This window comes from Klebsiella sp. A-Nf5 (genome assembly GCF_002810545.1).
In the GTDB taxonomy this organism is placed as follows: Bacteria; Pseudomonadota; Gammaproteobacteria; order Enterobacterales; family Enterobacteriaceae; genus Klebsiella; species Klebsiella variicola.
On sequence record NZ_PIOG01000068.1, the window covers coordinates 90,937 to 98,986 of the forward strand.

The window sequence follows — 8,050 nt, forward strand, 5'->3', positions numbered from 1 at the left end:
ACGCTTAGTTGAGCAACGCCAGGATATGGTCGACGCCCTCTTTTGCCAGCTGAAACGCAATAAACCACATGACGGCACCGACCACAATATTGATGATCCGCTGGGCTTTGGCGGTACGCAGCCGAGGCGCCAGCCAGGCGGCTAACAGCGCCAGGCCAAAAAACCACAGGAAAGAGGCGCTAATGGTCCCCAGCGCAAACCAGCGCTTCGGCTCCACCGCCAGTTGACCTCCCAGGCTGCCCAGCACCACAAAGGTATCCAGGTAAACGTGCGGGTTTAGCCAGGTGACCGCCAGCATGGTGATAATGATTTTCCAGCGCCCCTGCTGCATCACCTCGGCGCTGGCGAGTTCAAGATTCTGACTGAACGCCGTTTTCAGTGCGCCGAAGCCATACCACAGCAAAAAGGCCACGCCGCCCCAGGTCACTATCGCCAGCAGCCACGGGGATTGCATCAGCAGCGCGCTACCGCCAAAAATACCGGCGCAGATCAACAGCAAGTCGCTGACCGCGCACAGCAGGGCAATCATCAGGTGATACTGACGACGGATCCCCTGATTCATCACAAAAGCATTTTGCGGGCCAAGCGGCAAAATCATTGCCGCTCCCAGGGCAAGGCCCTGAAAGTAATAGGTAAACATAAGGATTTTTCCGCTGTGTTCGAGAGTGGCGCTGACTATAACGCGAATGGATTATTAGCGGAAATTGAAAGTATTAATCATTAATTAGATAAGCTAATAACACGCCATTAAAAAAGGCCGGCATGGCCGGCCTGACTCTGTCAGTGGCGATTTACTCTGCCTTTTCCGGCAGGCGGACCACATGCACATCCATCTGCGGATACGGGAAACTGATGCCGTTGGCATCGAAATCACGCTTAATACGCTCCAGCACGTCCCAATAGACGTTTTGCAGATCGCTGCTTTTGCTCCACACGCGAACCACGAAGTTCACCGATGAGGCGCCAAGTTCGTTCAGGCGTACAGTCATTTCGCGATCGCGCAGAATACGATCGTCAGATTCGATAATCGAGGTCAGCAGCTGCTTCACCTTGTCGATATCGGCATCGTAGGATACGCCAATGATAAACTCATTGCGGCGCGCCGGTTCGCGGGAGAAGTTAATGATGTTGCCGGCGATGATTTTGCCATTCGGCACCACCACGATTTTGCCGTCTGCGGTACGCAGGGTGGTGGAGAAAATCTGCACGTTCTGCACGGTGCCGGCGATGCCGCCGAGATCGACATATTCACCCGCACGGAACGGGCGGAACATCACCAGCAGTACGCCTGCGGCAAGGTTCGACAGCGATCCCTGTAGCGCTAAACCCACCGCCAAACCGGCGGCACCCAGCACAGCAATGACCGAGGCGGTCTGCACACCGACCCGGCCCAGGGCGGCAATCAGGGTGAAGGCGATAACCGCGTAACGCACCAGCGCCGAGAGAAAATCAGCAACGGTGGCATCAATCTTACGCGCCAGCATCAGGCGGTTGACGGTGTTAGAGACGATGCGCGCCACGATCATCCCGATAATCAGGATAACGATAGCGGCAACGATGTTGACGGCATAGCTCAGCAGCAGCTCCTGGTTGCGTGCCAGCCACGTCCCGGCGTTGTTGATGCTATCGACAACGTTCAAATCTTCCATTTAACATTCCTTATGAATCCCCGAACGGGGAAGTAAATAACTCAGCCTGCAACAGGGCAGTCAGGTTATAGGGTAAACAATAAGTGCACGTTTTGCCAAATGGATCACAGTTTTCCTGCTCGCTATCCTGTTGTTAAAGTAATAAAAAAGCCCGCATTGCTGCGGGCTTCAGGGTAAGAAACAGATTTTTCTTACAGAACGTCGATCGCGTTCAGCTCTTTAAATGCCTGCTCCAGACGGGTCACCATGGAAGTCTGTGCAGCACGCAGCCATACGCGCGGATCGTAGTATTTCTTGTTCGGCTGGTCTTCGCCTTTCGGGTTGCCCAGCTGGCCCTGCAGGTAAGCTTCGTTCGTTTTGTAGTACTGCAGGATACCGTCCCAGGTCGCCCATTGGGTGTCGGTATCGATGTTCATTTTCACTACGCCGTAGCTGACGGAGTCTTTGATTTCCTGAGCGGAAGAACCGGAACCGCCGTGGAAGACGAAGTTCAGGCTGTTGTGCGGCAGGTTGTGTTTCTTGGAAACATATTCCTGAGAGTCGCGCAGGATGGTCGGGGTCAGAACCACGTTACCCGGTTTGTACACGCCGTGTACGTTACCGAAGGAAGCGGCGATGGTGAAGCGCGGGCTGATTTTGCTCAGCTCGGTGTACGCGTAATCCACGTCTTCCGGCTGGGTGTACAGGGCAGAAGCGTCCATGTGGCTGTTGTCCACGCCGTCTTCTTCGCCACCGGTGCAACCCAGTTCGATTTCCAGGGTCATGTCCATTTTGGCCATGCGCGCCAGGTACTTAGAGCAGATTTCGATATTTTCGTGCAGGGACTCTTCAGACAGGTCGATCATGTGAGAAGAGAACAGCGGTTTACCGGTAGCGGCGAAGTGTTTTTCACCCGCGTCCAGCAGACCGTCGATCCACGGCAGCAGTTTCTTCGCGCAGTGGTCAGTGTGCAGGATAACCGGCACGCCGTAGTGCTCAGCCATCTGGTGCACGTGGTGCGCGCCAGAGATAGCGCCGAGGATAGCAGCACCCTGAGGAACGTCAGTTTTCACGCCTTTGCCCGCGATGAACGCTGCGCCGCCGTTAGAGAACTGAACGATAACTGGAGAACGAACTTTCGCAGCAGCTTCCAGAACGGCGTTGATGGAGTCAGTACCCACGCAGTTTACCGCCGGCAGAGCGAAGTTGTTTTCTTTAGCTACCTGGAACACTTTCTGAACGTCGTCGCCAGTGATGACGCCCGGTTTTACGAAATCAAAAATTTTAGACATGTTACTTAGTCCTGTATCTGTATCTTCGACCGTTGAAGAAGGTTCGCGAGCCCTTAAGCGCGCTGAAAAACAGGCGGGTTTCCCCGCCTGAACTGAATTACTGCTTAGCGCGCTCTTCGAGCATCGCTACTGCCGGCAGGACTTTGCCTTCGACGAATTCAAGGAACGCGCCGCCGCCAGTGGAGATGTAGGAGATTTTGTCAGCGATGCCGAACAGGTCGATCGCTGCCAGGGTGTCACCGCCGCCGGCGATGGAGAAACCTTCGCTGTCCGCGATAGCGTTAGCCACGATCTCAGTCCCTTTACGGAAGTTCGGGAATTCGAATACACCGACCGGGCCATTCCACAGGATGGTTTTGGCATTTTTCAGGATATCAGCCAGTTTCTGTGCGGAAACGTCGCCAAGGTCGAGGATCTGCTCTTCATCTTTAATGTCGTTAACAGACTTCAGGGTTGCAGTCGCGGTTTCGGAGAACTCAGTCGCCACGCGAACGTCCGTCGGAACCGGGATATCACAGGTGCTCAGCAGGCGCTTAGCTTCATCAACCAGGTCTGCTTCGTACAGGGATTTACCGACGTTATGGCCTTGCGCGGCAACGAAGGTGTTAGCAATACCGCCGCCAACGATCAGCTGGTCAGCGATTTTAGACAGGGAATCCAGCACGGTCAGTTTGGTGGACACTTTAGAACCACCCACGATAGCGACCATCGGACGAGCCGGCTCTTTCAGCGCTTTACCCAGCGCGTCCAGTTCAGCAGCCAGCAGCGGGCCTGCGCACGCCACGTCAGCAAATTTGCCGATGCCGTGGGTGGAAGCCTGCGCACGGTGCGCAGTACCGAAAGCGTCCATGACGAACACGTCGCACAGCGCGGCGTATTTTTTGGACAGCGCTTCGTCGTCTTTTTTCTCGCCTTTGTTGAAGCGAACGTTTTCCAGAACCACCAGCTCACCGGCAGCCACTTCCACGCCGTCCAGGTAGTCTTTAACCAGACGTACCGGGTTGGACAGTTTGTCTTTCAGGTAATTAACAACCGGCAGCAGAGAGAATTCTTCGTTGTACTCGCCTTCGGTCGGACGACCCAGGTGAGAAGTAACCATGACTTTCGCGCCCTGCTTCAGCGCCAGTTCAATGGTCGGCAGAGATGCACGGATACGTGCGTCGCTGGTTACTTTCCCGTCTTTAACTGGTACGTTCAGATCCGCACGGATAAAAACGCGTTTACCAGCCAGATCCAGATCGGTCATCTTAATTACAGACATGGTGAATCCTCTCGTTGATTCATAAAGTTTTGTCGACGTTTACGCGTCGAACCTGAAACCAATAGCCGCCATCGCTAACGTCGTGTCGAGCATTCGGTTAGCAAAGCCCCATTCGTTATCGCACCAGACCAGCGTTTTGATCAGATGCGCGCCACTGACCCGGGTTTGCGTGCCATCAACAATAGCACTGTGCGGATCGTGGTTAAAATCTGTCGAGACCAACGGTAATTCCGTATAGTCAACTATACCATGAAATGCACCTTGTGCTGCTTTTTGCAGCAACTGGTTGACTTCACATGCTTTTACCGGTTTTTTCACCGTCACGCTCAGGTCAATTGCCGTCACGTTTATCGTCGGTACTCGCACGGCAATCGCTTCAAAACGGTCGTTAAACTGCGGGAAAATACGGGTGATCCCTGCCGCCAGTTTGGTATCCACCGGAATGATCGACTGGCTGGCCGCGCGGGTACGCCGTAGATCCGGATGGTAGGCGTCAATCACCTGCTGGTCATGCATCGCCGAGTGGATAGTGGTGACGGTGCCGGACTCAATGCCATAGGCATCATCTAACAATTTAATGACCGGAATAATGCAGTTGGTAGTACAGGAGGCGTTGGAGACAATGCGGTGCTCGGCGCGGAGCTCGTCCTGATTAACGCCGTATACCACCGTCGCGTCGAGATCGTTGCCGCCAGGATGGGAGAAGAGCACTTTCTTCGCGCCAGCCTGCAGATGGGCTTCGCCGTGTTCACGACTACCGTATACGCCGGTGCAGTCGAGCACCACGTCAACCGCCAGCTCGCGCCAGGGCAACGCCGCAATGGTCGGCTCGTGTAACAGGCGGATGGCATCATCGCCAACAAACAGCTGCTCGCGCTCCTGGCGGACATCCCAGGCGAAGCGGCCATGGCTGGTATCATATTTCAACAAATGCGCGATACCCGCCGCATCAGCCAGCTCATTGATTGCCACCACGGTGATTTCCGCACGACGCCCGGATTCATACAAAGCGCGAACCACGTTGCGTCCTATGCGACCGAAGCCATTAATCGCGATGCGAATGGTCATAGATCTCCTGCAAGGCTAACCCTGTTTTGAGGTGGCTGACAGAGTAATCCAGCAACGCTCTGAGGGGAACCTTACCAGCTGCAAACTGCGACTGATTGATTAATTGTCGAACATTTAAACGACTGAAACGCTTCAGCTAGAATAAGCGAAACAAGGAATAAAAGGAATGTTTGTCCAGAGCAATAAACCAGCTATATGACTTATGTCACATTTTCTTTGGAATAATTCACAGTGCGGTTACATGTTCGAAGAATAGTGCATACAAAAAAGCCGGGTGGCGAGGTAAAAGCAAAACGGTAACCCAGGGGTTACCGTTTTTGGTTTTTGCACCCCCTCCTGTGGGAGAGGGTTGGGGTGAGGGCATCAGCCCGCACCGTACCAGCCATTACAGCAGTGCTTTGGCTTTAGCAACCACGTTGTCGACGGTGAAGCCGAACTCTTCGAACAGCTGCTCAGCCGGCGCAGACTCACCGAAGGTGGTCATGCCAACGATCGCGCCGTTCAGGCCAACGTATTTGAACCAGTAGTCAGCGATACCGGCTTCTACCGCAACGCGGGCAGAAACGGCTTTCGGCAGTACGGATTCGCGATAAGCGGCATCCTGCTTGTCGAACGCGTCGGTGGACGGCATGGAGACCACGCGCGCCTTCACGCCTTCGGCAGTCAGTTTGTCCCACGCGGCAACCGCCAGCTCTACTTCTGAACCGGTCGCGATGAAGATCAGCTCCGGCTGGCCGGCACAATCTTTCAGCACGTAACCGCCGCGAGCGACGTTTGCCAGCTGCTCTGCGGTACGCTCCTGCTGCGCCAGGTTCTGACGGGACAGAATCAGCGCGGTCGGGCCGTCGTGACGCTCTACGCCATATTTCCACGCAATCGCGGATTCAACCTGGTCACACGGACGCCAGGTGGACATGTTCGGGGTCACGCGCAGGGAAGCCACCTGCTCTACCGGCTGGTGAGTCGGGCCGTCTTCGCCCAGACCGATGGAGTCGTGGGTGTAGACCATCACCTGACGCTGTTTCATCAGCGCGGCCATACGTACCGCATTACGCGCGTATTCCACGAACATCAGGAAGGTGGAGGTGTACGGCAGGAAACCGCCGTGCAGCGCGATACCGTTGGCGATAGCGGTCATACCGAATTCACGCACGCCGTAGTGAATGTAGTTACCGGCAGTGTCTTCGTTGATCGGCTTAGAACCAGACCACAGGGTCAGGTTGGACGGCGCCAGGTCAGCGGAGCCGCCGAGGAATTCCGGCAGCAGCGGGCCAAACGCTTCGATGGCGTTCTGCGATGCTTTACGGCTCGCGATTTTCGCCGGGTTCGCCTGCAGCTTCGCGATGAATTCGTTGGCTTTGGCGTCGAAGTCAGACGGCATCTCACCTTTCATACGACGGGTGAATTCGGCCGCTTCCTGCGGGAAGGCTTTCGCGTAGGCAGCAAACTTCTCATTCCATGCGGCTTCTTTTGCCTGGCCAGCTTCTTTTGCATCCCACTGCGCATAGATGTCAGACGGGATGTCAAACGGCGCGTGTTTCCAGCCCAGCGCTTCGCGGGTCAGCGCGATTTCTGCGTCGCCCAGCGGTGCGCCGTGGGAGTCATGGGTACCGGCTTTGTTCGGCGAACCAAAACCAATGATGGTTTTGCACATCAGCAGGGACGGTTTGTCGGTGACCGCACGCGCTTCTTCAACCGCGCGTTTGATGGCGTCAGCGTCGTGACCGTCAACGCCGCGCACCACGTGCCAGCCGTAGGCTTCAAAGCGTTTCGCGGTATCGTCGGTGAACCAGCCTTCAACGTGGCCGTCGATGGAGATGCCGTTGTCATCATAGAAGGCCACCAGTTTGCCCAGTTTCAGGGTACCGGCCAGGGAGCACACTTCATGAGAAATGCCTTCCATCATGCAGCCGTCGCCCATGAAGGCGTAGGTGTAGTGGTCGACGATGTCGTGTCCCGGACGGTTGAACTGCGCCGCCAGAGTTTTCTCGGCGATAGCCATCCCGACCGCGTTAGCGATACCCTGGCCCAGCGGACCGGTGGTGGTTTCCACGCCCGCGGTGTAGCCGACTTCCGGGTGACCCGGGGTTTTGGAGTGCAGCTGGCGGAAGTTTTTCAGCTCTTCAATCGGCAGATCGTAGCCAGTGAGGTGCAGCAGGCTGTAAATCAGCATCGAACCATGGCCATTTGACAACACAAAACGGTCACGGTCAGCCCAGGCCGGATTGTTCGGGTTATGGTTCAGGAAATCACGCCACAGCACTTCGGCAATGTCAGCCATACCCATCGGGGCNCCCGGGTGGCCGGATTTGGCTTTCTGTACAGCGTCCATGCTCAGCGCACGAATAGCGTTAGCAAGCTCTTTACGTGAGGACATTTTGACTCCAGTTCGGACTGTTGAAGGCCATGCCCTTAACGACTTGACGAGAGCGCGTTTTGGGCTACGCCGGAAAAAAGTGTGAACAATGTAACCCAAGCGACAAGTCATGTACATGGAGCATCCTTTTGCCCTTTAAGAAATCTCTGGAACAGGTTGTGCTACCCCGGAATCCGCTCGCCCGCATCCTGCGATACTCTTTATAATTTACGCAGAATACGGTTCCCTGCCGTCGCCGTATTTTCGGATAAACAACCATAAGATTGTGGAAGATAAAAAATGAAAATTCGCTCAACCGTACTTGCTCTTGGGATCGCAGCAACCCTCACCGGATGTCAGAACATGGACTCCAATGGTCTGCTCAGCTCAGGCGCCGAAGCCTTCCAGGCGTACTCCCTCAGCGATGCGCAGGTGAAAACCTTAA

6 protein-coding genes and 1 pseudogene are annotated in these 8,050 nt (G+C 55.3%); 1 reads left to right on the plus strand and 6 read right to left on the minus strand.

Annotation, left to right across the window (positions count from 1 at the left end; genetic code table 11):
• Window positions 1–4 precede the first annotated feature (4 nt).
• The 6 genes from argO to tkt all read right to left on the minus strand — a co-directional run bounded on the left by argO (window position 5) and on the right by tkt (window position 7,626).
• Complete coding sequence (argO, locus tag CWM53_RS07590; protein ID WP_100631270.1) at window positions 5–640, minus strand: arginine exporter ArgO; 636 nt, start codon at window positions 638–640, stop codon at window positions 5–7.
• A gap of 151 nt (window positions 641–791) precedes the next feature.
• Complete coding sequence (locus CWM53_RS07595) at window positions 792–1,649, minus strand: small-conductance mechanosensitive channel MscS (protein ID WP_061153340.1); 858 nt, start codon at window positions 1,647–1,649, stop codon at window positions 792–794.
• 191 nt (window positions 1,650–1,840) lie between these two features.
• Window positions 1,841–2,920: a class II fructose-bisphosphate aldolase gene (gene fbaA / locus CWM53_RS07600; protein WP_008806452.1), complete on the minus strand. Its 1,080-nt coding sequence runs from the start codon at window positions 2,918–2,920 to the stop codon at window positions 1,841–1,843.
• Between the two features lie 97 nt (window positions 2,921–3,017).
• Window positions 3,018–4,181 carry a phosphoglycerate kinase gene (pgk, locus tag CWM53_RS07605; RefSeq protein WP_039102545.1) on the minus strand — a complete coding sequence of 388 codons (1,164 nt, stop codon included), beginning with the start codon at window positions 4,179–4,181 and terminating at the stop codon, window positions 3,018–3,020.
• 39 nt (window positions 4,182–4,220) lie between these two features.
• Window positions 4,221–5,249, minus strand: a complete 1,029-nt coding sequence (gene epd / locus CWM53_RS07610) for an erythrose-4-phosphate dehydrogenase (RefSeq protein WP_061153339.1) — start codon at window positions 5,247–5,249, stop codon at window positions 4,221–4,223.
• Window positions 5,250–5,634: 385 nt separating this feature from the next.
• Window positions 5,635–7,626 carry a transketolase gene (gene tkt / locus CWM53_RS07615; protein ID WP_074387598.1) on the minus strand — a complete coding sequence of 664 codons (1,992 nt, stop codon included), beginning with the start codon at window positions 7,624–7,626 and terminating at the stop codon, window positions 5,635–5,637.
• A gap of 279 nt (window positions 7,627–7,905) precedes the next feature.
• Between tkt and CWM53_RS07620 the strand changes: the two are divergent.
• Window positions 7,906–8,050, plus strand: a pseudogene (locus CWM53_RS07620) (metalloprotease); the annotation flags it as partial.